Origin of the sequence: Coprococcus sp. HCN-4056 (assembly GCF_037892645.1) — a bacterium.
GTDB lineage: Bacteria > Bacillota > Clostridia > Lachnospirales > Lachnospiraceae > Coprococcus > Coprococcus ammoniilyticus.
On the sequence record NZ_JBBKBL010000002.1, the window covers coordinates 59,596 to 84,516 of the forward strand.

Annotated in this window: 24 protein-coding genes; 21 read left to right on the top strand and 3 right to left on the bottom strand. The window is 42.0% G+C overall.

Going from position 1 to position 24,921, the window contains the following annotated elements; translation table 11 throughout:
- Nucleotides 1-80: 80 nt before the first annotated feature.
- Both htpG and WKT03_RS02735 read right to left on the bottom strand, forming a co-directional pair.
- A complete protein-coding gene (gene htpG / locus WKT03_RS02730) occupies nt 81-2,018 on the bottom strand; it encodes a molecular chaperone HtpG (protein ID WP_021943985.1) in 1,938 nt (645 codons plus the stop codon).
- Between the two features lie 243 nt (nt 2,019-2,261).
- The gene (locus WKT03_RS02735; RefSeq protein ID WP_118616090.1) at nt 2,262-2,747 is read right to left on the bottom strand and encodes a DUF5721 family protein; all 486 of its coding nucleotides are present in this window, start codon (nt 2,745-2,747) and stop codon (nt 2,262-2,264) included.
- 188 nt (nt 2,748-2,935) lie between these two features.
- Here WKT03_RS02735 and WKT03_RS02740 point away from each other — a divergent pair, with 188 nt between their 5' ends.
- Complete coding sequence (locus WKT03_RS02740) at nt 2,936-3,328, top strand: PH domain-containing protein (RefSeq protein ID WP_243100145.1); 393 nt, start codon at nt 2,936-2,938, stop codon at nt 3,326-3,328.
- Nucleotides 3,329-3,881: 553 nt separating this feature from the next.
- On the opposite strand, the gene WKT03_RS02745 is transcribed toward WKT03_RS02740, so the two are convergent.
- A complete protein-coding gene (locus tag WKT03_RS02745) occupies nt 3,882-5,123 on the bottom strand; it encodes a peptidoglycan-binding domain-containing protein (RefSeq protein ID WP_117807492.1) in 1,242 nt (413 codons plus the stop codon).
- Nucleotides 5,124-5,360: 237 nt separating this feature from the next.
- On the opposite strand from WKT03_RS02745, the gene WKT03_RS02750 reads away from it, so the two are divergent.
- The 20 genes from WKT03_RS02750 (at nt 5,361) to WKT03_RS02845 (ending at nt 24,889) form a co-directional block, all read left to right on the top strand.
- Nucleotides 5,361-6,005: a precorrin-2 dehydrogenase/sirohydrochlorin ferrochelatase family protein gene (locus WKT03_RS02750; protein WP_118616092.1), complete on the top strand. Its 645-nt coding sequence runs from the start codon at nt 5,361-5,363 to the stop codon at nt 6,003-6,005.
- 129 nt (nt 6,006-6,134) lie between these two features.
- The gene (rimP, locus tag WKT03_RS02755; RefSeq protein WP_262529551.1) at nt 6,135-6,584 is read left to right on the top strand and encodes a ribosome maturation factor RimP; all 450 of its coding nucleotides are present in this window, start codon (nt 6,135-6,137) and stop codon (nt 6,582-6,584) included.
- A 24-nt stretch (nt 6,585-6,608) separates the two neighbouring features.
- Entirely contained in the window at nt 6,609-7,790 is a 1,182-nt protein-coding gene (gene nusA, locus WKT03_RS02760) for a transcription termination factor NusA (protein WP_021943980.1), read from the top strand.
- Nucleotides 7,791-7,859: 69 nt separating this feature from the next.
- On the top strand, nt 7,860-8,129 hold the full coding sequence (rnpM, locus tag WKT03_RS02765; RefSeq protein WP_008401017.1) for an RNase P modulator RnpM: 270 nt from the start codon (nt 7,860-7,862) through the stop codon (nt 8,127-8,129).
- A 13-nt stretch (nt 8,130-8,142) separates the two neighbouring features.
- The gene (locus tag WKT03_RS02770; RefSeq protein ID WP_008401016.1) at nt 8,143-8,442 is read left to right on the top strand and encodes a L7Ae/L30e/S12e/Gadd45 family ribosomal protein; all 300 of its coding nucleotides are present in this window, start codon (nt 8,143-8,145) and stop codon (nt 8,440-8,442) included.
- A 3-nt stretch (nt 8,443-8,445) separates the two neighbouring features.
- Nucleotides 8,446-11,373, top strand: coding sequence for a translation initiation factor IF-2 (gene infB / locus WKT03_RS02775; protein WP_117784781.1), 2,928 nt, complete (start codon nt 8,446-8,448; stop codon nt 11,371-11,373).
- Nucleotides 11,373-11,762 (top strand): 30S ribosome-binding factor RbfA, encoded by a 390-nt coding sequence (rbfA, locus tag WKT03_RS02780; RefSeq protein ID WP_008401014.1) that lies wholly within the window; start codon nt 11,373-11,375, stop codon nt 11,760-11,762. Before infB ends, rbfA begins: the two co-directional genes overlap by 1 nt.
- Nucleotides 11,752-12,699 (top strand): DHH family phosphoesterase, encoded by a 948-nt coding sequence (locus WKT03_RS02785; RefSeq protein ID WP_243000334.1) that lies wholly within the window; start codon nt 11,752-11,754, stop codon nt 12,697-12,699. Before rbfA ends, WKT03_RS02785 begins: the two co-directional genes overlap by 11 nt.
- Nucleotides 12,693-13,625, top strand: coding sequence for a tRNA pseudouridine(55) synthase TruB (truB, locus tag WKT03_RS02790; protein WP_117784783.1), 933 nt, complete (start codon nt 12,693-12,695; stop codon nt 13,623-13,625). Before WKT03_RS02785 ends, truB begins: the two co-directional genes overlap by 7 nt.
- A gap of 14 nt (nt 13,626-13,639) precedes the next feature.
- Nucleotides 13,640-14,569, top strand: a complete 930-nt coding sequence (locus WKT03_RS02795) for a bifunctional riboflavin kinase/FAD synthetase (protein WP_117784784.1) — start codon at nt 13,640-13,642, stop codon at nt 14,567-14,569.
- A gap of 95 nt (nt 14,570-14,664) precedes the next feature.
- Complete coding sequence (ylxM, locus tag WKT03_RS02800; protein WP_021943974.1) at nt 14,665-15,021, top strand: YlxM family DNA-binding protein; 357 nt, start codon at nt 14,665-14,667, stop codon at nt 15,019-15,021.
- Between the two features lie 32 nt (nt 15,022-15,053).
- On the top strand, nt 15,054-16,400 hold the full coding sequence (gene ffh, locus WKT03_RS02805) for a signal recognition particle protein (protein ID WP_008401009.1): 1,347 nt from the start codon (nt 15,054-15,056) through the stop codon (nt 16,398-16,400).
- A gap of 41 nt (nt 16,401-16,441) precedes the next feature.
- Nucleotides 16,442-16,687, top strand: coding sequence for a 30S ribosomal protein S16 (gene rpsP / locus WKT03_RS02810; protein WP_021943973.1), 246 nt, complete (start codon nt 16,442-16,444; stop codon nt 16,685-16,687).
- A 21-nt stretch (nt 16,688-16,708) separates the two neighbouring features.
- On the top strand, nt 16,709-16,936 hold the full coding sequence (locus WKT03_RS02815; RefSeq protein WP_008401006.1) for a KH domain-containing protein: 228 nt from the start codon (nt 16,709-16,711) through the stop codon (nt 16,934-16,936).
- 70 nt (nt 16,937-17,006) lie between these two features.
- On the top strand, nt 17,007-17,516 hold the full coding sequence (gene rimM, locus WKT03_RS02820; RefSeq protein ID WP_243000336.1) for a ribosome maturation factor RimM: 510 nt from the start codon (nt 17,007-17,009) through the stop codon (nt 17,514-17,516).
- A 17-nt stretch (nt 17,517-17,533) separates the two neighbouring features.
- A complete protein-coding gene (trmD, locus tag WKT03_RS02825) occupies nt 17,534-18,259 on the top strand; it encodes a tRNA (guanosine(37)-N1)-methyltransferase TrmD (protein ID WP_021943971.1) in 726 nt (241 codons plus the stop codon).
- Nucleotides 18,260-18,338: 79 nt separating this feature from the next.
- Nucleotides 18,339-19,040 carry a response regulator transcription factor gene (locus WKT03_RS02830; protein ID WP_008401003.1) on the top strand — a complete coding sequence of 234 codons (702 nt, stop codon included), beginning with the start codon at nt 18,339-18,341 and terminating at the stop codon, nt 19,038-19,040.
- Complete coding sequence (locus tag WKT03_RS02835) at nt 19,015-20,622, top strand: HAMP domain-containing sensor histidine kinase (RefSeq protein ID WP_243000338.1); 1,608 nt, start codon at nt 19,015-19,017, stop codon at nt 20,620-20,622. The genes WKT03_RS02830 and WKT03_RS02835 overlap by 26 nt, the downstream gene beginning before the upstream one ends.
- A 67-nt stretch (nt 20,623-20,689) precedes the next feature.
- Nucleotides 20,690-22,594: a DNA gyrase/topoisomerase IV subunit B gene (locus WKT03_RS02840; protein ID WP_008401000.1), complete on the top strand. Its 1,905-nt coding sequence runs from the start codon at nt 20,690-20,692 to the stop codon at nt 22,592-22,594.
- A gap of 15 nt (nt 22,595-22,609) precedes the next feature.
- On the top strand, nt 22,610-24,889 hold the full coding sequence (locus tag WKT03_RS02845; RefSeq protein ID WP_340390889.1) for a DNA topoisomerase (ATP-hydrolyzing) subunit A: 2,280 nt from the start codon (nt 22,610-22,612) through the stop codon (nt 24,887-24,889).
- The last annotated feature ends 32 nt before the right edge of the window (nt 24,890-24,921 follow it).

Genomic DNA, 24,921 nt, shown 5'->3' on the forward strand with positions numbered 1-24,921 from the left:
AACCGTAACGAGTCATTTATAATGGGGCTTATGGTCTGTATAGGGGCAATCCCTGTGTTTTATGTTTTAAATGAATGGCATTATTTTGCCAGAATGCTTAAGATCTCGTTGCTTCTTGCGACGAACTTGGTCATGGCATCGGCAGATAATGGTCTGTTGGCAAGAACTGCCAAGTCATATAACTGACAGCAGATGGTAGGAGTGTTCTCGCCATCCGGGTTGTCAAGGACATATTTGACCAGATTGTTGTTGGCATTTAATACCAGTGTTTCACCCTTGCCGCCGAACATGGCAGGATCCATGCCCATGCCGGCCATACCATACATCTTCATCATTTCCTGCATACGTCTGGATTCTTCGGATAAGGTCAGCATAGAAGATAAGTCCTTATTCTTTAATGCTTCTACCTTGATCGTGATATTTTCGACATCCAGTGCTTTCTTGAAGAGTTCGGTCAGCTTGTCGGTATAATCCTTTGCTGTTTCTTCGGATAATGCTTCATCTACAAAATTATCGGACAGATCTGCATCGATTCTGTAGAAATGTACATTTTCATTTTTCTGTTCCAGAAGCGTGATAAATGGGCTGTCAATCGTCTGTGTCATGATCAGGGCATCCATGCCTTCCTCTTTGAACATGTTAATGTACTGTGACTGAGCAACTTCATCCGTAACATAGAAGACTTTGTTTTCGTATTTTTCTTTTCCGGCTTCCAGATATTCCGGCAGAGTCAGGTATTTGCCTTCCAGATTCTTGTAGATACAGAAGTCTTTCATCTTCTCTAAGAATTTCTCATCCTTTAAGCAGCCGAATTTGATAAATGGGTTGATGTCATCCCAATATTTCTCATAATCTTCTCTGTGAACCTTATACATACCAGATAATTTATCGGCTACCTTCTTTGTGATGTAATCGGAGATCTTCTTAACAAATCCATCATTCTGCAGAGCACTTCTGGATACGTTCAGCGGAAGATCCGGACAGTCGATGGTACCTTTTAACAGCATCAGGAATTCAGGGATAACTTCTTTGATATTATCAGCTACGAATACCTGGTTGTTATACAACTTGATCGTTCCTTCCAGATTATCATACTGGGTATTGATCTTAGGGAAGTACAGGATTCCTTTCAGGTTAAATGGATAGTCCATGTTCAGGTGGATCCAGAACAATGGATCTTTGTAATCATGGAATACTTTATGGTAGAAGTCTTTGTATTCATCGTCTGTACAGTCATTTGGATGCTTGGTCCAGAGAGGTGTTGTAGTATTTAAAGGCTTTGGTGCTTCTTTTTCTTTCTTTTCGGCAGCATCCTTTGTTTCATCGGTTTCAGCAGTAGCTTCTTCTGATGCTTCAGCTTCGGTTGCCTTTTCTTCTTCATCTTTTGCAGGGGCATCTGCATTTGTAAAGTAGATCTCTACAGGCATGAAAGAGCAGTATTTGTCGATTACTTCTTTGATACGGTATTCATTTGCAAATTCATAGCTGTCTTCATTCAGATACAGGGTGATAACAGTACCTCTGGTTTCTTTGTCGCCTTTATCCATGGAGAAGTCCGTTCCGTTCTCACATTCCCAATATACAGGTTCTGCGTCCTGTTTGTAGGAAAGGGATTCGATCGTTACCTTATCGGCAACCATGAATGCGGAGTAGAAACCGAGTCCGAAATGACCGATGATCTGTTCCTCTGTTGCCTTGTCCTTGTACTGCTCAAGGAAAGCAGCAGCACCGGAAAATGCAATCTGATTAATATACTTTTCGACTTCTTCAGCAGTCATACCGATACCATTATCAATAAACTGTAAGGTCTTGTTGTCCGGGCTTGCGATCACATCGATACGATAAGGCTCGTCCGGTTCGTCAAATTCGCCCATCAGAGATAATTTCTTTAATTTTGTTACAGCATCACAGCCGTTTGAGATTAATTCCCTGACAAAGATATCATGGTCGGAATACAGCCATTTCTTGATGACAGGGAAAATGTTTTCGCTGTTAATTGATAAACTTCCTTTTTTCATAAAAAATGCATCTCCTTATATAAATTCTATATTATTCCAGTTGTCAGAACAAATCGGAATACGCAAATATATATATGTGTAATGAGAGAAATATCTGCCCTATCTGTTCTGTGTTATCACTAACAGATATCATAAATCAGAAAAAAATAGAAGTCAAGACAAAATTAGCACTCAAATACGTTGAGTGCTAATAATTCACAAATATTTTATGGTTTATTTAGAAATGAATGCTGTAACAGGTGGTTAAAAGATCTGATTCTGTTTAAAAAAAGCAGATACATTTGCATCCCAGATGTTTGCAAGTGTTTTATCCATGGAGAAAATGTTCATGGATGCCATCGTTGTAAGTGAGATCTTTTCTCCGTCAAAGTAGATGTTTAAAGACAGATTTGCAATGTCGGATGCCGTGAGATTCAGATGGTTCTGTTCAATGATCCGGTTAATGTTCGCGTCCGATAAGATCAGCACGATCTTGAAGTTTAATGGGAGTTTATTGCCCTTGATGACATTGAAGATGTGCTGCCTGACATTTCCCCATGTCGTGTAAGTCTTTGAGGTCATTTCTTCCAGTTCTTCCGTATCAAAAAAAGATGGATTCAGTCTGCCGTCGATCGTATAAGAAACGTCGGAACGGACATAGGCTTCCACCAGCAAAAATGTGTCAAAGACCGGTTCCATCAAAAGCTTTTTAACGAAGTTTTTTGTTTCAGTAATTTCTATATTAAGCATATGCAGCTCTTACCTCCCTGCAATAAACAACGGATTGCGATAAAATTCTTGCCTCTAGTTTACAGGAAAAGAGGAAAGGTTGCAATCGGAAATCTGAAAACAGCCGGATGAGAAAATCCATTTGTTGAACTTTAGCGGGAGGTGTGTTAGTATTTTTACAGATTTATAAAAATATGGGAGGTTTTGAAATGGCAGAGATTATATGGAAGGATCGCAAACGTATATTTTTCGGATTACCATGGACATTTACAAAGTACAGCTTATCAGAGGATCGGTTATTTATCAGTACGGGGTTCTTCAGTGTGCAAGAAGATGAAGTACGACTTTATCGCATCATGGATGTTTCATTGGAACGTAAATTATGGCAGAGAATGTGCGGACTTGGAACGATCAAATGCTGTTCCGCAGATAAGACAATGGGAGATTTCGAGATCAAGAACATCAAGAAGTCCAGAGAGGTCAAGGAAATGTTATCAAATATGGTAGAAGATGAACGTACCAAAAAGAAGGTTTCCAGCCGTGAGTTCATGGATCATGAACGCGATGAATTCGACGATTACGACGACCACGATACATATTAACGAGGACGATCAAAAGTACGTTGCTGCTTTATACGATAGTAGTTTGCTTTGATCGGTAATGTAAGATCGTATTTGGTTGTTCAGCAAGAGGTATGCTTTGACGATTAAATGAGAGCTGATATTACATATTATTCCGCAAGACGCTTTCGCTCTACCTTCGACGTAGTGGTACATAAGGCTGCAAAAGACGCAGCCTAAGTACCAACGCTCAGGCAGGCTTGCTTCATAATAGTAATATCAGTTCTCATTTTAAATTATAAGGTAAAGTGATTGCTGAACAACCAGATACGATCTTTTACGATATGAAAGCAAGATACCATGATATAAAAGCAACAACGCATTTTTGATCTGTCTGTGGAATCAAGTATCGAAGAAGAATATATCTTATTATAGACAGACAGAGTCCACTGCATACCTTTATGGAGCAGACCTTTTTTCACGTCGGTCCTTAACGAGTCACCGAAGGTGAGGAGGTTAGTACCGTTACGTGAAAAATAGAACGCAAGTGTTCTGCGTAATAAAGGGTATGGCAGGGGTCTCTGTCGTCAGGAAATCAGATATTCTCGGCTATCTTGGTGACGCCAACGTAGATTTGGGAGACTTTGTACCAGGTGGAGTAGTCGGTGATGCCGGTAACGGGCAGGTCGAAGATCTGTTGAAAGCGTCTGACGGCATCGGCAGTGGCAGGTCCATAGATGCCATCGGCGGCAACAGTTGGTATGGATGGATAATTCTGTGCGATACGATTTAACTGCTCCTGAAGCTGACGAACCTTGTCACCGGTTGCGCCAATTGACAGATCATATCCAGGATAAGAGGATGGAATACCGGCAATGGTTTCGGCAGAGTTGATATAAATGGAATCGCCATAGTAGTAGCGTAAGATCTCTATCGCAGACAGTCCCTGATCGGCAAGATACTTGGAACCCCATTGGGTCATCCAGTTTGGACAGGTGACCCGTTTCCCGTCACAGTATTGTGTAAAGATCGGTTGGGTGACACCCGGCCTTGACAGATAATTGGCAAATTGTTCATCAACGATACGGGAGATATTTTTATATATAGTCTTGTTATAGATCCATTTCTGATCGTAAGCGGTTGAAGATGTGATCGTAAAATCGTATCCCTTTCCGCGATACCATTCTGTATAGACACGGTTTAAGGTGAAGGACATAATTGCAAGGATGTTGGCTCGAAGGGAAGCATCCGGCCATGTGGAGTAGATTTCATTTGATGCAACATTCTTTATGTAGTCTTTGTAAGGTACATAGTAGTCGATTGCAGTTGGGTCGGAAGGAGCTCCATCATGTACCACGATGGTTTCCGGAATCACGACACGGCTTAAGACGATCTCGCCTGTCTCTGCAACTGTTTTAATCTCATCCTCAGCAATCTTTGGCGGATATTCTTCCCAGAGGGTATGAGCACCGATCACCGTTGGGTTATAGCTCGATTGGTCAGTATCAGAAACACGCAGCTTAACTGACTGAATGCCCTTTTCGTCGGTAAACATCTGTACACCGGAGATGATACGTGGTTCAAATCCGGGTGCATTGATTTTCAGATTGTATTCGGAATATGGCTGGTTGTCAGATGGTTCCATGCTGTATTCCAGTGGAGGAGTTTCAAGGGTGATGCCATCGATGATACCGTCGCTGTCTGTTTGCCGTTCCTCTATAACTTCATCCGGAGTTCCGGTTGATGCGACAGAAACGACCGCACCGGTTACCGGATATGCAGTCTGTTCCGAGATGATCCTGATTTTTAATGTTCCGTTATTGTTTCCATTTGCCATTTTAGTAATCCTGAATTATAATCTGTTTATTATATGAGACAAAATCATATTTCATGCCAATAATACTTTATCAATGCAGAAGCAGGAAAGAATGTATGTTATGCGTGGTGTAATGATCGTTTAGAAGATTTAAACGACAGAAACAAGTGTTATGCATGGTATATAATGATGAGGTATATGAAAAAAGAATTTATTGAAAAGTAATATAAAAGAAAAGAAGCGACAGGAGGTTTCACTATGGCATATTTTCCAATGTTTATCAATCTGGAAAACAAAAAAGTAATCGTACTTGGCGGAGGAAAGACCGCACTTCGAAAGATTAACTCTCTGATAAAGTTTGACTGTAAGATCGCAGTTATCGCACCGAGGATCTGCGATGAGATCAAGACAGTACCGGGAATCAGTGTACATGAGTCGAATATGACATTAGATGCGCTTGATACGGCAGATATGGTAATTGCAGCGACTAAGAGGGATGATGTAAATGCTAAGATCGGAAAGTATTGTAACGAACATAATATTCCGGTCAATGTAGCAGATAACAAGGATGTCAGCAGCTTCCTGTTCCCCGGAATTGTTATGCGTGAAGACCTGGTGATAGGGGTCACAACAGGAGGCTACAGTTCAAATGTAGCAAAGGAGATCCGTAATATGATCGAGAAGCTGATTCCTTATGAGTATGGAACCTTGACCAGAAAGATGGGAGCATACCGAGAGATTGCGTCCATTAATATCAAGGATGCTTATTTAAGGGAAATGGCACTGGATGAGATCATCAAACAGGCAATCAGCAATAAGTATATGATCGATGACCGAAAGGCAAATAAGATTCTGGATCGTTATGCGAAGGAAGATGAGCTGAGAGCGAAGGGTATGCGATAAAAAATACTTGCATTTTCCTTATAACGTGTTATAATCTTGTTTTAGTAAGATTATGGTAACTATTAAGAGTGGGTTTTGGCCCACTCTTAGTTTTTGTAGAAAGGTGGTATTGCTACGAAGAAAACAGATATTGAAGCAAAAGCAACAGAGATGGTTCTGCCGATCATTGAAGCAAATAACCTTGAACTGGTTGATGTGGAATATGTAAAAGAAGGCAGTGATTATTATCTGCGGATCTATGCAGATAAAGAAGGTGGAATAACGATCGGAGATTGTGAGATCGTGAACAGAGCCATGAGTGATCTGCTGGATGCAGATGACTTCATTAAGGATGCCTATATTCTTGAGGTCAGCTCTCCGGGGCTTACAAGACCATTAAAGAAGGAAAATGACTTTAAACGGAGTATTGGCAAGATCGTAGAGATCAAGACATATACCAAGATCGATAACTGTAAAGATTTTGAAGGTGAACTTACAGCGTACGATGAAGAAACAGTTACCATTTTGACAGAAGATGAGAAAGAACTGAAGATTGCAAGAAAAGATATATCGATGATAAGACTTGCATTTGTATATTAATAAAAGAAGCGGGAGGATAAAAAAGTGTCAGAAATTATCGAAGCATTAAATCAATTAGAAAAGGAGAAAAACATCAGCAAGGATATTCTGCTGGATGCGATCGAAAGATCCTTAAAGGCGGCCTGCAAGAAGGACTTTGATACCGATGAGAATATCGATGTTGTTATGGATCGTGAGACCGGTGAGTTTCATGTATATGCGAAGAAAGAGGTTGTAGAAGAGGTTGAAAGACCTGCGACACAGATTTCTCTGGAAAAAGCTAAGATGATGAATTCCAAATATGATCTCGGAGATATCATCAACATCGAGATCACAACAAAGGATTTCGGAAGAATCGCAGCACAGAGAGCAAGAAATGTAATCGTTCAGGCAATTAATGAGAGCGAAAGAGATGCGATCTACGATCACTTCTATACAAAAGAGAAGGATATCATCACAGGTATCGTTCAGAGATATGTTGGAAACAACATCAATGTCAGTCTGGATGATAAGACAGAAGCAATATTAAAAGAGTCTGAGATGGTTCCCGGCGAAGTATATAACAGAGGTGACCGTATCAAATTATATGTAACAGAAGTAAAGAAAGGCTCCAGAGGACCTAAGATCACAGTATCCAGAACACATCCTGATCTGGTAAAGCGTTTATTTGAAAAGGAAGTAACCGAGATCGCAGACGGTACAGTAGAGATCAAGAGCTCCTGCCGTGAGGCCGGTTCCCGTTCCAAGATCGCTGTTTATTCTCATGATGAGAATGTAGATCCGGTAGGTGCATGTGTAGGTGTAAATGGAAGCCGTGTTAACAACGTAGTAGAAGATCTGAACGGTGAGAAGATCGATATTATTTGTTGGGATGAGAATCCGGCAATCTTCATCAAGAATGCATTAAGTCCATCAGAGGTTATTGCAGTTGATGTAGATCTGAATGAAAAGAGCGCATTTGTCGTTGTACCGGATTATCAGTTATCACTTGCAATCGGTAAGAAAGGTCAGAATGCAAGACTTGCTGCAAAGCTGACAGGATATAAGATCGACATTAAGAGTGAGTCACAGGCAGAAGAGATGGGATATTTCTCAGAAGAAAATGATGACTACGAAGAGCCGGAGCAGGAAGAAGCATTTGACAATATCGACGATATCGTTGATGGTTCTTATGAAGAATCTCTGGAGCAGCAGGATGCAGAAGAAGTAAAAGAAGATGAAGAATAAAATGAAGTTCTGACCGGGTACCATGCCGATTGGAACGGAGATAAATATATAAGCATAGGAAGTGATGTTATGGCAAAGAAGATACCGCTCAGACAGTGCCTTGGTTGTAATGAGATGATACCGAAAAAAGAACTCATCCGTATCGTGAAGGATAATGAGAATAATTTTGCGATCGACCTGACCGGCAAGATGAATGGACGGGGGGCATATATATGCCGTAAGGCAGAGTGCCTGAAAAAAGCTATGAAGAGTAAATCTCTGGAACGCTCATTCAAGATGCAGATTCCAAAAGAGGTTTATGAGAAACTGGATAAGGAGTTAGAGGCAATTGAACAGTAAGAAGATTTATTCCATGATTTCCTTATGTGCAAAGGCTGGAAGGCTGGTAAGCGGAAACTTTTCAGTAGAAAAGGCCGTAAAAAACGGAAGCGCATGTGCCGTGATCGTGGCATGTGATGCAGCCCATAATACAAAGAAACTATTTGATCAAAAATGTAATTTTTATGAGATCCCATATTTTGAATTTGGAGACAAAGACAGTCTGGGAAAATTCGTTGGAAAAGAATTCCGGACGTCGATCGCGATCTTAGATGAAGGATTTGCGAAACAGATCATAAAATACATGAGTTTGAGTGAAAATATGGAGGTGTAACTTTTGACGAAACTGAGAGTACACGAATTGGCAAAAGAGCTGAATATAAGCAACAATGAAATCAAAGCAATCCTTGGCAAAAATGGTATCGAGATCAAGAGCCATATGTCGGCTGTTGATGAGAATATGATCAATATCGTTAAGAAGGCATGCGGAACCGGTACAAAGAAAGCAGATGCGCCGGCAGCAAAGCCTGTACCGGAAAAGAAGTCGGAGGACGTAAAGGCGGCAAAGACAGCACCGGAAAAGGTTCAGAAAGAGATTTCTGTAAAAGAAGAGCCTAAGAAAACGGCTGTAAGAAATGATCGACCGGCTACAGGGGAAGCGAATAAGCCGAAACAGGGTAAAGATGAGGGACATACGAGATTTGTCAGAGATGACAGAAACAGAAATAATTCCGACAGACAAAATAATGAGAGAGTAAGATTTAACAATAGTGAGCGTATGAATTCTGATAAGACAAGATTTGGCGACAAGCAGGGAAATGACAGACCAAGATATAACAACGACAGAAATAACGGTGACCGTGTAAGATTTACAAATGGTGATAGAAATAATTCTGACAGACCGAGATATAATAATGACAGAAACGGTACTGACAGAAACAATTCCGACAGACCAAGATACAACAATGACAGAAATAACACTGACAGAAATAACACTGACAGACCAAGATACAATAATTCTGGCGACAGAAATAATTCTGACAGACCGAGATTTAACAATGACAGAAATGGTCAGGACAGAGGAAGATTCTCAAACAATGGCCGTGGTGGTCAGGATCGTGGCAGATTTTCCGGAAACGGAGATCGTCAGGGCGGCTTCGACAAGCCGAAGTTCGGTGACAGACCGGATAACAGAAACAACCGGTTCAACAATAATAGAAACAATACTCCGATGGGATTTGGCAAGGATGACGAGGATGATAATAATAACAATCAGAGAAGAAGTCCAAAAGCAAATACCCGTAAGGATTTTGAAGCAAAAGAGATGCCGGGCAAAGATTTAAAGAGCCAGAACAGAGACAATTATAACAGAGATAAGAATAAGCCTCGTAAGGGCAACAGAAGATCTCCGGAAGAGGTTGAGGCAGATATCAGCAGACTGGCTAAAAATGTCAGAAACAAGCATCATCAGCCGCAGCAGCCACAGCAGCAGGCAGAGGATAAGGAAACGATCCGTACGATCACACTTCCGGAAGTTGTAACGATCAAAGAACTTGCAGACATTATCAAAGAGCCTGTAAATGCGTTGATCAAGAAGCTCTTCCTTGCAGGTAAGATGTATAACGTGAACTCTGAGTTAGACTTTGAAGCAGCAGCAGAGATCGCGTTGGAATATAATTGTATTGCTGAAGAGGAAGAAAAAGTTGATGTGATCGAGGAGCTCTTAAAAGAGGATGAAGAAGACGAGAAGGATATGGTTTCCAGACCACCTGTTGTCTGCGTTATGGGTCACGTTGACCATGGTAAAACATCCCTTCTTGATGCAATCCGTAAGACAAATGTAACATCAGCCGAGGCCGGTGGTATCACACAGGCGATTGGTGCATCTGTAGTAGAGATCAACGGACAGACGATCACATTCTTAGATACACCTGGACATGAGGCGTTCACAGCTATGCGTATGCGTGGCGCACAGTCTACCGATATTGCTATCCTTGTTGTAGCAGCAGATGATGGTGTTATGCCACAGACGATAGAGGCTATTAACCATGCAAAGGCAGCCGGTATCGAGATCATCGTTGCGATCAATAAGATCGATAAACCAAGTGCAAATATCGAGCGTGTAAAGCAGGAGCTTACAGAATATGAACTGATCCCTGAGGACTGGGGCGGATCAACGATCTTCTGTCCGGTTTCCGCACATACAGGTGAAGGACTGGATAACTTGCTTGAGATGATCCTGTTAACTGCAGAGGTTCTTGAGTTAAAGGCAAATCCAAACAGAAATGCCCGTGGTATCGTAATCGAAGCAGAGCTTGATAAGGGACGTGGCCCTGTTGCAACTATGTTAGTGCAGAAGGGTACACTTCATGTAGGAGATTATCTTGCAGTCGGATCTTCCCATGGTAAGGTTCGTGCAATGCACAATTCAAAGGGTGTCCGTGTAACAGAAGCAACTCCATCCACTCCGGTGCAGATCCTTGGTCTGGATACAGTTCCATCAGCCGGTGAGATCTTTATGGCAGTTGATAATGAGAAAGAGGCAAGACAGATTTCTGAGACATACATTTCGCAGAGCAGAGTGAAGATGCTTGCTGAGACGAAATCCAGAATGTCACTGGATGATCTGTACAGCCAGATCCAGGCAGGTAATGTCAAGGAACTGAACATCATTATCAAAGCTGATGTACAGGGTTCTGTAGAGGCTGTTAAGCAGAGTCTGTTAAAGCTTTCAAATGATGAAGTTGCAGTAAAATGTATCCATTCCGGTGTTGGTGCGATCAACGAGTCAGATATCATTCTGGCATCCGCATCCAATGCGATCGTAATCGGTTTCAATATCCGGCCGGATGCAAGAGCAAAAGAGACAGCAGAGACAGAAGGTGTAGATGTTCGTTTATACAGAGTCATCTACAATGCAATTGAAGATATTGAGTCTGCAATGAAGGGTATGTTAGATCCTATCTTTGAAGAACAGGTAATTGGTCATGCAGAGATCAGACAGACCTACAAGGCTTCCGGTGTCGGTATGATCGCAGGTTCTTATGTATTAGATGGTATCATCAACCGGAATTGCAGCGTAAGAATAACCCGTGAAGGAAATCTGATCTACGAAGGCAAGATGGCTTCCTTAAAGAGATTCAAGGATGATGTGAAGGAAGTTAAGTCAGGATTTGAATGTGGTATTGTTCTTGAGAACTTTAATGACATTCAGGTAGAGGATCAGATTGAAGCATATCAGATGGTAGAGGTTCCAAGAAAATAATGAGAAAGAACAGTGTAAAAAATACAAGAATTAATGCAGAGGTTCAGAGAGAACTCTCACGGATCATCAGCAGAGAGATCAAGGATCCCCGTATTAATCCGATGACATCCGTAGTAGAGGCGGTTGTAACACCGGATCTGAAATATTGCAAGGCATACATCAGTGTCCTTGGAGATCAGGATTCCGTAAACTCCACACTGGAGGGACTGAACAGTGCAATGGGATTTATCAGAAGAGAACTTGCACATTCCATTAATCTCAGAAATACACCTGAGATCACATTTATCATGGATCAGTCGATCGAATACGGTGTAACAATGTCCAAAAAGATTGATGATGTTGTAAAAGACATCGAAGATGATGAGGATGATACAGAAAATGAAGAATGATTTTCTTACCATGATCGAGCAGGCAGACACGATCGCTATAACCGGACATGTACGTCCGGATGGCGATTGTGTAGGCTCAACGGTTGGATTATATAATTATATCATCAGCAATTATGATAAGCAGGTACAGATCTATCTAGAGGAATTCTCCAAGGATTTTCTCTTTTTACATGATGCAGATAAGATCAGTCATACACCGACAGATCAGGTCTATGATCTGTGTATTGCGGTGGATTGTGGTGATAAGGAAAGACAGGGAGATTTTCTTCCAATCTTTGAACATGCGAAGCATACAATGTGTGTGGATCATCATATCTCCAATCCGGGATTTGGTGAGGTATGCTATGTGGATGCAGAAGCGTGTTCCGCGGCAGAAGCACTTTATAAGCTGATGGAACAGGATAAGATTAATAAGAATGCTGCCGAAGCACTCTATATGGGAATTGTACATGATACAGGCGTATTCAAACACAGCAATACAACAAAGAGTGCGATGAGTATAGCGGGTGATCTGATCGAAAAGGGTGCAAATCCGTCATTTATTATAGATGAAACCTTCTATAAGAAGACATTTGTCGCAAATAAGCTGCTTGGAATCGCTCTGACAAAAGCAGAGCAGCATGCAGATGGCAGGATCATCAGCACAGTGCTTGAGGCAGAGGATTTCCGAAAAAGTGGTGCAGGTAAGATCGATACGGATGGTATCGTCGATCAGCTTCGGATCACAGAGGGAACGGAAACGGCGGTATTTATCTATCAGACGGGAGAAGATGAATACAAGATTTCACTTCGGTCGAATAATATCGTTGATGTAAGCAGGATATCCTGCAATCATGGCGGTGGTGGTCATGTTCGTGCTGCAGGTTTCAGCATGAAGGGAGATATCAAAGAGATCCTTGCCGGCGTGATAGAGGAGATTAAGGAACAGTTATGCTAGACGGCTTTTTAAATGTATACAAGGAGCAGGGCTATACATCATTTGATGTAGTAGCCAAGCTTCGTGGTATTTTAAAACAGAAGAAGATCGGTCACACAGGCACACTTGATCCGATGGCGGAAGGTGTGCTTTTGGTGTGTCTTGGACAGGCAACAAAATTAAGCGAAATGCTGATTGATAAGGATAAGACATACCGCTGTGTCATGCTGCTCGGAAAGACAACAGATACAGAGGATGTAACAGGAAAAGTCCTTACAGAGACAGCAGATATCCCGGACGAAGCATCGGTAATAGAAACGGTAAACAGCTTTATCGGTACTTATGACCAGATACCGCCGATGTATTCGGCTATCAAGGTAAACGGCAAAAAGCTCTATGAATATGCCAGACAGGGAATTGAGATCGAGCGGAGCCCGAGAGAGGTAACGATCTTTGAATTAAAGATAGAAGATGTGTCGCTTCCAAGGGTTACATTTACCGTACATTGTTCCAAGGGAACGTATATCAGAAGCTTATGCCGGGATATCGGAGAAAAGCTTGGCTGCGGAGCAGTCATGGAGAAGTTGGTCCGTACTGAAGTGAAGAATTTCAGGGTTGAAGACAGTCTGACACTTGCGGAGATCGAGCAGGCGAGAGATCAGGGAACGATCGGATCATATGTAATGAAGAAAGAGCTGTTGCTGCCGGAATATCCGGAGCTTCATATCGGTACAGATGAATATGCAAGAAAGCTGTTAAGAAATGGAAACAAACTTCAGCTGTCCCAGTTTGCGGAAACTGTGAGCCCGGAAACGGTTACAGATGTTCCGGGTATCCGTGTCTATGATGAAACGGACAGCTTTGCAGCGATATACCGGTATGAAACGGAAAAGGGCAGCTGCCGGCCGGTAAAGATGTTCCCGAAGAATGCAGAGACAGATAAATGATAGGATAGAAGACAATGCAGCATTATTTTAATCAGAAAGATATACAGATCAATACAGAAAAAGGTTCCGTCGTTGCACTTGGCAAGTTTGACGGTTTTCATCAGGGCCACAAGCTACTGCTTGACGAGGTGCTTCGTTTACAGAGGGATGGATATACCGGAGTTGTATTTACCTTTGATATTCGTAAAAATTCGATCTTTGATGTAGATAAGCTTCAAAGCATCATAACCTCGGAAGAAAAATGTATGCTTGCAGAACAGATGGGAATCGATGTACTGGTGGAGTATCCGTTTGATGATGCATTTGCATCGATGGAACCGGAAGCCTTCGTAACGGATATTCTTGTAAAAAGGTTACATGCCGGATATGTAGTCGTAGGAACTGATTACGGATTCGGAAAAAAGAAACGCGGGAATGTAGAGCTTCTGCGGAAGATGGCCGGAGAATACGGCTATCAGGTGATCGTGATAGAAAAGAAAAAGATCCATGATGTCATTGTAAGTTCCACTTATATCAGAATGTTGATCAGTGAGGGAAAAATGGAAGAAGCAGAAACCTTCCTTGGCAGACCTTATTTTCTGTCCGGTCATGTAGTGCATGGCAGAGAGCTTGGCAGGACGATCCAGGTTCCAACGGCAAATCTGCTTCCAAAGCATGGGAAAATCTATCCGGTGACGGGTGTTTATGCATCAAGGATACATCTGGAGGACGGCAGGGTCTGTTATGGGATTACGAATATCGGAGACAATCCGACGGTGAATACAGATCGCAGGGTAACGATCGAGACGCATATCTTTGATTTTGATGAGGATATCTATGAACAGAAGCTGGTCGTGGAATTGTTATCCTTTATTCGCGGAGAGCAGAAATTTTCAGGTGTTTCAGAATTAAAAGCACAGATGCTTGCAGATATGGAAGTGGCAAAACAGAGGATATTCGGGTAAAAATTAATTTGTCAAGATATTTTACTTGACAACGATGCAGACATGGTATAGAATAACCCATGGTAAAGGGAAAATACTTTACAGGCGGTGATCGTATGGAGAAAATAGTCAGACAGTCTTTATTATATGATTTTTATGGAGAGCTTTTGACGGAGCATCAGAAAGCAATTTATGAAGATGTGGTCAATAATGATATGTCCTATTCCGAGATTGCCAGAATGAATCAGATCAGCAGACAGGGTGTCTATGACATGATCAAGCGCTGCGATAAGATCTTGGAAGAATATGAAGATAAGTTACAGCTTGTTGACAAATTCATGAAAGCGAGAAAGCAGGTCGAGAAGATGAAAGACTGCATTTCGGAGCTGATGGAGGAGAATCGGGATGACAGGCTGAATTCGAAGATAGAAGCAATCGACCGGTTATCGGATCGGATACTGGACGAGTTTTAGTAGATGAGTGTTAGGAACGAAGGGAGATATTCATGGCTTTTGACAGTTTATCTGACAAGCTTCAAAATGTTTTCAAGAAACTGAGAAGCAAGGGTGTTCTTACAGAAGATGATGTAAAAGAGGCAATGAAAGAAGTAAAGCGTGCTTTACTGGAAGCCGATGTAAACTTCAAGGTTGTTAAATCATTTATCAAAGCTGTAAGTGACAGAGCTGTTGGTGAAGAAGTCCTTAAGGGCTTGAATCCCGGACACATGGTCATTAAGATTGTAAAAGAAGAGATGGATAAGCTGATGGGTTCTGATGTAACAGAGCTGAAATTACTTCCGTCAAATGAGATTACAGTCATTATGATGTGCGGTCTTCAGGGTGCTGGTAAGACAACAACGGCTGCAAAACTTGCATATCAGTTTAAGAATAAAGGCAAGAAACCATTGTTAGTTGCCTGTGATGTATACAGACCGGCTGCGATCAAGCAGCTGCAGATCAATGGTGAAAAGGTTGGTGTGCCTGTCTTTACGATGGGAGATAATCATAAGCCGCTTGATATTGCCAAGGCTGCGATCCTGCATGCAGAAAAGAATCATATGAATCTGGTATTTATCGATACTGCCGGACGACTTCATGTAGATGAAGATATGATGGATGAGCTTGCGGAGATCAAGGAAAATATTAATGTTACATATACAGTTCTTACCGTTGATGCGATGACAGGACAGGATGCTGTCAATGTTGCAACGACATTTAACGATAAGATTGGTATAGATGGTGTGATCCTAACGAAGTTAGATGGTGACACCAGAGGCGGTGCGGCACTTTCCATTAAGGCTGTTACCGGAAAGCCGATCCTGTATGCAGGAATGGGTGAGAAGCTGACAGATCTGGAACCATTTTATCCGAGCCGTATGGCGAGTCGGATCCTGGGAATGGGTGATGTGGAATCGCTGATCGAGAAAGCACAGAATGCGATCGATGATGAGAAAGCGAAAGAGATGGAACAGAAGTTCCGGAAAGCATCCTTTGATTTCAATGATTTTATGGAACAGATGGATCAGCTTGAGAAGATGGGTGGAATCGGAGATCTGCTCTCCATGATGCCCGGAATGTCCAGTCAGATGAAGAATGTACAGATCGATGAAGATGCAGGCAAGAAGCCGAAGGCGATCATTCAGTCCATGACACCGAATGAGAGATGTCTGAAGGATCCGATCTCACCATCCAGAAAGAAACGTATTGCAGACGGCGCGGGCGTTCAGATCGCGGAAGTTAATCGTTTCTTAAAGCAGTTTGAACAATCCAAGAAAATGATGAAGCAGATGTCCGGTATGATGGGTGGCAAGAAACGCCACGGTGGATTCAAGCTTCCGTTTGGATTTAAATAAATTTTTATATTTTATATTTTATTTCAGGAGGAACAAACAAAATGGCAGTAAAAATCAGATTAAGAAGAATGGGTTATAAGAAGCATCCTTTTTACAGAGTAATCGTTGCAGATTCAAGATCCCCAAGAGATGGTAGATTCATCGAGGAGATTGGAACATATGATCCTAACCAGGAGCCAAGCGTAGTAAAGATCGATGAAGAAGCAGCTAAGAAGTGGCTTCAGACAGGTGCTCAGCCAACTGAGACTGTTGCTAAGTTATTCAAGCAGGCAGGTATTGAAAAATAATATCACCAGGGAGGTGTTTAAATGAAAGATTTAGTTGAAATCATTGCAAAATCCCTAGTAGATCATCCAGAGCAAATATCTGTTACTGAGACAGAGAAAGACGATATAATTAAAGTTGAACTGACTGTTGCACCAGAGGATATGGGCAAGGTTATCGGAAAACAAGGCAGAATTGCCAAATCCATCCGTACAGTTGTAAAAGCAGCTGCTTCAAAGGGTGACAAAAAGGTAATTGTAGATATTAAGTAGTACAAAGATCTTTTTGGGGGAGTTATCATAACTCCCCCATTTTTAGTTATAGTGGAGGAAAGATATAATTTTGGAAGACAGACTGAGAGTGGGTGTGATCACAGCACCGCATGGTATCAAGGGAGAGGTAAAAGTATATCCGACAACGGATGACCTGAATCGATTTAAAAGCCTGAAAAAATGTTTTCTGGTATCAGGCAGCAAAGAGATTGAAACTGAATGTACATCCTGTAAATTTTTAAAAAACATGGTAGTTTTGAAGCTCGCAGGGTATGATAGTATAAATGATGTAGAAGCTTTAAGACAATATGATATTCTTGTAAACAGAGAGGATGCCGTAGCCTTAGAGGATGGTGAGTTCTTTATCTGTGATGTGATCGGATCAAAGGTATACGATCAGAATGACACAGAGATCGGTGTGATTGATGATGTACTGGAGACACCGGCGAATCATATCTTTGTTATAAAGAAAAAAGGACAGGACGATATCTATGTTCCGGTTGTAAAGGAATGGGTAACAGATATTGATACGGTAAATAAAACGGTAAAGGTACATCTTCTGAAAATCGCAGAAGATTAGAACGAATGGAGAGAATGATGAATTTTTATGTTCTTACATTATTCCCCGATATGATCATGGACGGGCTTAGAACCAGTATTACCGGCCGGGCGATGGAAGCAGGGCTGATCCATATTGAAGCAGTGAATATCAGGGATTTTACAAAGGATAAGCATAAGCATGTAGACGATTATCCGTATGGCGGCGGAGCCGGAATGGTCATGCAGGCGGAGCCGGTTTATAATGCCTATCAGTATTTGTGTGAAAAGACAGGAAAGAAATTAAAGGTTGTATATATGACACCGCAGGGACGGACATTTACACAGAAGGTGGCAGAAGAATTTGCCGTTGAAGATGATCTGGTGCTTTTATGCGGACATTATGAGGGTATCGATGAACGTGTGCTGGAGCTGATCGTAACGGATTATGTATCGATCGGTGATTTTGTCTTAACCGGCGGTGAGCTTCCGGCAATGGCGATCATTGATACTGTATCCAGACTGGTTCCTGGGGTATTGAACAATGATGACAGTGCGGAGATCGAATCCTTTCATGATGATCTGTTAGAATATCCACAGTATACAAGACCGGTAGAATTCATGGGGAAGAAGGTTCCGGATGTGCTGCTTTCCGGTCATCATAAGAATATAGAGGCATGGAGACTGGAACAGTCGATCAGCCGGACAAAAGAACGGCGGCCGGATCTGTATGCGAAATATGAAGCAAATCACCCGGTTGTGGAGAAGAAAAAGAGAAAAAGGTAAATTCCCATTTGAAATTCACATTTATGACATAGATGTTTGTTAGAATACAGCAAGAAATGGAAATAACAGGAGGTCGCATATGGATAGTATAAAGGTATTGGTAGTTGACGATGAGAGCAGAATGCGTAAGCTGGTCAAGGATTTCCTGAGTAAGAAAGGATATATTGTTCTGGAAGCAGGAGATGGTGAAGAAGCGGTTGATATCTTTATGAATAATAAAGACATCGGACTGATCATTTTAGATGTTATGATGCCGAAGATGGATGGCTGGGAGACCTGTAAGGAGATACGGAAGTTCTCACAGGTTCCGATTATCATGCTGACTGCAAAGTCAGATGAAAGAGATGAACTTCTGGGATTTGAACTTGGTATTGATGAATATATCACGAAGCCGTTCAGTCCGAAGATCCTGGTTGCCAGAGTAGAAGCAATCTTAAGAAGAACCAGTGATGTACCGGCTGACAGTGTGATCTCAGCAGGCGGTATCACGATGGATCTTGCAGCCCATATCGTAACGATCGATGGAGAACCGATCGAGCTCAGTTATAAAGAATTTGAGCTGTTGAATTATTTTATGGTGAATAAAGGAGTTGCATTATCCAGAGAGAAGATACTGAATAATGTATGGAATTATGATTATTTTGGAGATGCCAGAACGATCGATACCCATGTAAAGAAGCTCAGAAGCAAGTTGAAGGATAAAGGTGACTATATCAAGACGATCTGGGGCATGGGATATAAGTTCGAGGTGGATGATGAGAAAAAGGTCGATAAGGAGTAAGATAACACTTTGTCTGATGGCGATCATTACTGTGATGATCCTGCTGTCAGGCATTTTGTCCGTTATCTTCATTAAAAAATATTATTACAATGAACTGAAAAATAATCTGATCCAGACTTATCAGGAATGTGATGCTTTTTTCAAAGATTCATCAAATAAGAACAGAGATGGCAGCTATGACCTTGACAGCATGGAGAGCCTGCTCGAGAATAAATCCGATGCGATGATCTATATTGTGGATGATGTTCATATGAAGATCTATACAACGGTAAATGAGGATACGGCTGTATTTAACAATCTGAAAAGTATCGGTGAGTTCCTGATGTTCTCAGACAGTATAGATGCGAATAATTCCCAGATCGAACGGGAAGAGGTCGAGAAGCATAAGGATTATAAGATACAGATCACAAAGGATAAGGATACAGCTCAGAGTTATTTTGATCTGCTCGGATTTCTGGATAATGGATTTGTTATTATCGTGCGTACCACAATTGCCAGAGTGGATTCCACGATCCAGACAACGATCAAATATTTTATGGCTGTACTGATTACAACAGCAATCATCAGTTGTATTCTGATGTATTTTGTCAGTGAGATATTTGCCGGACCGATCAAACGGCTTACCAGGGTTGCAAAACAAATGGCAACTCTTGATTTTGATGCAAGGATCGAGCATCCGTCCAATGATGAGATCGGTGAGCTGTCCTGTTATATGAATGATCTGTCGTATAAGCTGAATGAGACGCTGACGGAGCTTAAGGAGACAAACCAGAAGCTTCAGGTGGAGATTGATGAGAAGATCAAGATTGACGAGATGCGTAAGGAATTCCTGTCACATGTATCACATGAATTAAAGACACCGATCGCACTGGTACAGGGTTATGCAGAAGGCTTGCGGGATAATATCAATGATGATGAAGAAAGCAAGAATTTTTACTGTGATGTCATTGTTGATGAAGCAAACAAGATGAATAAGCTGGTAAAGCAGTTACTTGATCTGAATGAGATAGAATTCGGGCAGAACCGAGTGAATAAGGAAATGTTCAATATCGTTGATCTGATCCATAATTCCATCGATTCGTCTGCAATCCTTGCAGAGCAGAGTCAGGTTACGATCGTTTATGATGATGTAGATCCGATCAATGTCTATGCGGACGAATTCATGATCGAAGAAGTCTTCCGTAATTATCTGACAAATGCGATCCATTACTGCTATAAAGAGAAAGAAGTCCGTGTCTGGACAGAAAAATATATGTATGAAAAACCGGGAGCCACATATGAAGAAGGATCGATCCTTGGAAATCTCCGTGTCTATGTATATGATCAGGGACCAAATGTACCGGAGGGCGAACTGGAGAAGCTGTTCATCAAGTTCTACAAGGTAGATAAGGCAAGAACCAGAGAATATGGCGGAAGCGGCATCGGTCTGTCCATTGTTGCGGCTACCATGCAGGCACATAAGAAGTGTTATGGTGTGTATAATGTAAAAGATGGAGTTGTGTTCTATTTTGATCTGGATATCATCGGGGAGACAGACGATATCGAAGAAAAAATCGGTATTGAAAAGAAAGAAACAGAATAATTTCTTTGCAAAAAAATGGAATACAGAATATACTAATCAATGATTATGTGGATAGAGAGGAAATGTTATGTCGTATAGTGCAAAAAATATAGAGGTGCTGAAGGGACTAGAGCCTGTAAGACTCAGACCGGGTATGTATATCGGTAACACTGGAAGAAGCGGTCTGAACCATCTGATTCAGGAGCTGATCGATAACTCCGTGGACGAGCACCTTGCAGGTTATTGTAAAAATATATATGTCAGTATCAATGAAGACGGTTCAGCGACCGTGTCAGATGATGGACGGGGTGTTCCTGTTGATATACATGAGACAGAGGGAATACCTGCGGAACGTGTCGTATATACCGTACTGCATGCTGGTGGTAAGTTCAACAGCTCCACATATAAGATCAGTGGTGGTCTTCATGGTGTAGGTTCTGCTGTTGTAAATGCATTATCAAAGAAGCTGCTGGTTGAGGTCGCAAGAGACGGATATCTCTACACGGACAGCTATGAGTATGGCGTTCCGGTAACGGAGCTGACTCCGGAAGGAAATCTGCCGCGTACCCGGTTAAAAGAGAAACGAACCGGAACAAAGGTAACCCTATATCCGGATGATACGATCTTTGAAACAGTAAAATTCAAAGCCGATGCGATCATGCAGAGAATCAAGGAAACGGCATATCTGAATCCGGAGCTTACGATCACATTTCATAATAAGAGAGACGGCAAGGAACCGGTCGTATTCCATCAGCCGGGCGGTCTGTCCGCATTTGTAGAGGATATATCGGAAGGACTTACACATACTTCGCCGATCATTGCGATCAGTGGAGAGAAAGAGAATATAACTGCTGATATCGTATTCGTCATGACAGAGGATGGGGAAGAAAACATCATCGGTTTTACAAATAATATCACGAATCCGGAAGGCGGAACACATGTAACAGGTTTCAAGTCAGGATTTGCAAAGCTGATCAACTCGTATGCAAGAAATGAGCTTGGGTTATTAAAGGAAAAGGATGCGAACTTAAGTGGTGCGGACATCCGTTCCGGTATGCAGGCGATCATATCTGTAAAGCATCCGGATCCGCAGTTTGAAGGGCAGACGAAGACGAAGCTGTCGAATACAGACGTTACAAAGGCAGTCGATGATATTGTAAAAGAACAACTTACCGTTTATTTTGATCGTAACTACGATGTCTTAAAGGATATCTGTGATCGTGCAGTCAGCCTGTCTAAGAAGAAGGCTCTGGAAAAATCCAAGATCAATCTGAATAAATTCTCCTTTGAAGGAAATGGAAAGCTTGCCAAGCAGGAATCTAATGATTCGTCCAAATGCGAGATTTTCATAGTCGAGGGTGATTCTGCCGGCGGCTCTGCTAAAACAGCCAGAAACCGTAAATATCAGGCAATCCTGCCACTTCGTGGTAAGATCTTAAATGTAGAGAAGAAAACAGTAGCCAAGGTTCTTGAGAATGCCGAGATCAAAGCACTTATTAATGCATTTGGATGCGGCTTTATGCAGGGCTATGGCAACGATTTTGATATTAATAAATTAAACTATGACAAGATCATCATTATGACCGATGCCGATGTCGATGGTGCGCATATCGCTACATTGCTTCTGACATTTTTCTATCGGTTTTATCCGGATCTGATCAATGAGGGTCACATCTATATCGCGATCCCGCCGCTTTACAGAGTGGGCGAGGGCAAGCATATGCAGTATCTGTATTCAGATGAAGAACTGAACCGTTATCGAAAGAAGCATACCGGTAAATTCACGATCCAGCGTTACAAAGGTCTTGGAGAAATGGATGCAGACCAGCTCTATGAGACAACGATGAACCCGGAGAGCCGTGTGTTAAAGCAGGTATCGATCAACAGTATCGTGGAAGCAAATAAGCTGACACAGACGTTGATGGGAACAGAAGTGGCACCGAGACGAGAATATATTGAGACACACAGTACAGATGCAGTGCTTGATATCTAAGGAAAGAGGAAATCTATGTCTGAAAAAATCTTAAATGTTGATTATGAAAGTGAAATGGGACAATCCTATGTAGATTATTCCATGAGCGTTATAACAGAACGTGCGCTCCCTGATGTCAGGGACGGTTTAAAGCCGGTACAGCGTCGTATCCTGTATTCATTAAATGGTCTGGCAGGTTCAGATAAGCCACATCGTAAATGTGCGAGAATCGTCGGTGATACGATGGGTAAATATCACCCACATGGAGACAGTTCAATCTATGAAGGTCTTGTAAATATGGCGCAGAACTGGAAGCTTCCGATCCCGCTTGTAGATCCGCATGGTAACTTTGGTTCGGTAGATGGATCCGGTGCAGCGGCAATGCGATATACCGAGGCAAGAATATCCAAATATACAGAGGATGTCTGCATGAAGGATCTGTCTTTCTTTAAGGATCAGTTTATTCCAAACTTCGATGGAACAGAGACAGAGCCTACATTTCTTCCGTTTCAGGTTCCGAATATTTTAGTCAGTGGTTCGACAGGAATCGCAGTTGGTATGGCAACCAATATTCCGACACATAATCTCGGAGAAGTGATTGATGCAACCGTGATGTATTTGAATGATCCGGAAGTACCGCTTGAGGATCTGTTAGATGTGATGAAAGGACCGGATTTCGCAACCGGCGGTATCATCAATGCATCCAAGGAAGATCTGATGCAGGTCTATGAAACAGGACTTGGCAGGATCAAGGTCAGAGGTAAGGTGGAGATCCGTGATATCGGTCATGGAAGAAAGAGTATCTGTGTAACCGAGATCCCGTTTACGATGATCGGTGGAACAGCGAAGTTCTTGGATACGGTTGCAGAGCTTACCAGAAACCGTGAATTACCGGCCGTTGTAGATATCGCTGACCGTGGAGACAAGAACGGAGAATGTCTGTGTATCGATGTAAAGAAGGGTACAACAGATGAAGAAATCCGGAATATCATCAATATTTTATATAAAAAGGCAGGACTTGAGGATACCTTTGGTGTAAATATCAACTGTATTTATGACGGTAAGCCGGAGGTCATGGGACTGAAGCGGATTCTGTCGATCTATACGGATTTCAAATACGGACTATACAATACCAAATACACGAAGTTGTTAGAAAATCAGATGGAAGTACGGGAAATCAAGACTGGTCTTCTTACAGCGGTTGACTGTATCGACCTGATCATAGAGATCCTGCGTGGAAGTAAGAAGGTAGCGGACGCAAAGGCATGTCTGATGCATGGAGATACCTCCAATATTACATTCCGATTCAAAGGTTCAGAGGCAGATGCAAAGTTCTTATGCTTTACCGAGAAGCAGGCAGATGCGATCCTTGCAATGCGTTTACAGAAGCTCATCGGTCTGGAAGTAAATGCCCTTAAGAAAGAACTGGAAGATGCAGAGAAGCTGATCAAGAAGTATTCAAAGCTGCTTGAAAGCAAGAGCAATATGAAGAAGCAGATGATCGCAGATATGTTAGAGATCAAGGAGAAATATGCGATTCCAAGAAAGACTGTGATCGCAGACTGTGGCGAAGTTGTCGTTAAGAAGGCACAGGCAGTTGAGACAGAGGTTGCTGTACTTCTCGATCGTTTCTACTATATCAAGGTCGTTGATGCCAATCTTTATGATAAAAACAAAGCGCAGATCGACAAAGACTACCGGTTCTCATTCAAATGTAAGAACACAGAACGTGTTGGTGTATTTGCAGATAATAATCAGATGTATATGATCAAGGTTGCTGATATCATCAAGCTTCAGGCAAAGAAGAATACCGGTAAAAAGGGAAATGGTTCCGGTCTGATCGGCAGATTGTCGGATAAGGGTATTCAGATCTTTGAATTCTGCAATATGAATGGAAATGAAAACATATTATATATGTGCTGCATCGAGCAGATCATAGATAAGAACCTGTTATTTGTGACCAAGCATGGTCAGGCAAAGCTGGTTCCGGGCAATAACTACGATGTACTTCGTAAGATGATCGCGGCATCCAAGCAGGAAGAAGACATTATCTTTATCCATGATGCGGAGATGGAAGATTTCATCGTTGTAAAGAGTATGCTTGGCTACTATGCAAGAATCCAGATCAGCGAGATTCCGGTCAAAGGAAAAGGTGCAGGCTGCATCCGCCTGGTGAACATCACCGACGATGACGAGATCGAAGAAGTAGCAGTCGGCAGCACAAAGGATAGCTTCTTTGTAGACAATACAGAGATCCTGTTTACACGAATCAAAGCATGTAAACGTGGCAGTAAAGGAACAAAGCTGCGGTTGTAGGGAAGAAAACATAGAGAAAGGTTAAAACGGAA

What these genes read in the sequence shown, in the direction of transcription:
- htpG (WP_021943985.1), bottom strand. Translation starts at nt 2,018, where the DNA reads ATGAAAAAAGGAAGTTTATCAATTAACAGCGAAAACATTTTCCCTGTC.
- WKT03_RS02735 (WP_118616090.1), bottom strand. Translation starts at nt 2,747, where the DNA reads ATGCTTAATATAGAAATTACTGAAACAAAAAACTTCGTTAAAAAGCTT.
- WKT03_RS02740 (WP_243100145.1), top strand. Translation starts at nt 2,936, where the DNA reads ATGGCAGAGATTATATGGAAGGATCGCAAACGTATATTTTTCGGATTA.
- WKT03_RS02745 (WP_117807492.1), bottom strand. Translation starts at nt 5,123, where the DNA reads ATGGCAAATGGAAACAATAACGGAACATTAAAAATCAGGATCATCTCG.
- WKT03_RS02750 (WP_118616092.1), top strand. Translation starts at nt 5,361, where the DNA reads ATGGCATATTTTCCAATGTTTATCAATCTGGAAAACAAAAAAGTAATC.
- rnpM (WP_008401017.1), top strand. Translation starts at nt 7,860, where the DNA reads ATGGCAAAGAAGATACCGCTCAGACAGTGCCTTGGTTGTAATGAGATG.
- WKT03_RS02770 (WP_008401016.1), top strand. Translation starts at nt 8,143, where the DNA reads ATGATTTCCTTATGTGCAAAGGCTGGAAGGCTGGTAAGCGGAAACTTT.
- rbfA (WP_008401014.1), top strand. Translation starts at nt 11,373, where the DNA reads ATGAGAAAGAACAGTGTAAAAAATACAAGAATTAATGCAGAGGTTCAG.
- WKT03_RS02785 (WP_243000334.1), top strand. Translation starts at nt 11,752, where the DNA reads ATGAAGAATGATTTTCTTACCATGATCGAGCAGGCAGACACGATCGCT.
- truB (WP_117784783.1), top strand. Translation starts at nt 12,693, where the DNA reads ATGCTAGACGGCTTTTTAAATGTATACAAGGAGCAGGGCTATACATCA.
- WKT03_RS02795 (WP_117784784.1), top strand. Translation starts at nt 13,640, where the DNA reads ATGCAGCATTATTTTAATCAGAAAGATATACAGATCAATACAGAAAAA.
- ylxM (WP_021943974.1), top strand. Translation starts at nt 14,665, where the DNA reads ATGGAGAAAATAGTCAGACAGTCTTTATTATATGATTTTTATGGAGAG.
- ffh (WP_008401009.1), top strand. Translation starts at nt 15,054, where the DNA reads ATGGCTTTTGACAGTTTATCTGACAAGCTTCAAAATGTTTTCAAGAAA.
- rpsP (WP_021943973.1), top strand. Translation starts at nt 16,442, where the DNA reads ATGGCAGTAAAAATCAGATTAAGAAGAATGGGTTATAAGAAGCATCCT.
- WKT03_RS02815 (WP_008401006.1), top strand. Translation starts at nt 16,709, where the DNA reads ATGAAAGATTTAGTTGAAATCATTGCAAAATCCCTAGTAGATCATCCA.
- trmD (WP_021943971.1), top strand. Translation starts at nt 17,534, where the DNA reads ATGAATTTTTATGTTCTTACATTATTCCCCGATATGATCATGGACGGG.
- WKT03_RS02830 (WP_008401003.1), top strand. Translation starts at nt 18,339, where the DNA reads ATGGATAGTATAAAGGTATTGGTAGTTGACGATGAGAGCAGAATGCGT.
- WKT03_RS02835 (WP_243000338.1), top strand. Translation starts at nt 19,015, where the DNA reads ATGAGAAAAAGGTCGATAAGGAGTAAGATAACACTTTGTCTGATGGCG.
- WKT03_RS02840 (WP_008401000.1), top strand. Translation starts at nt 20,690, where the DNA reads ATGTCGTATAGTGCAAAAAATATAGAGGTGCTGAAGGGACTAGAGCCT.
- WKT03_RS02845 (WP_340390889.1), top strand. Translation starts at nt 22,610, where the DNA reads ATGTCTGAAAAAATCTTAAATGTTGATTATGAAAGTGAAATGGGACAA.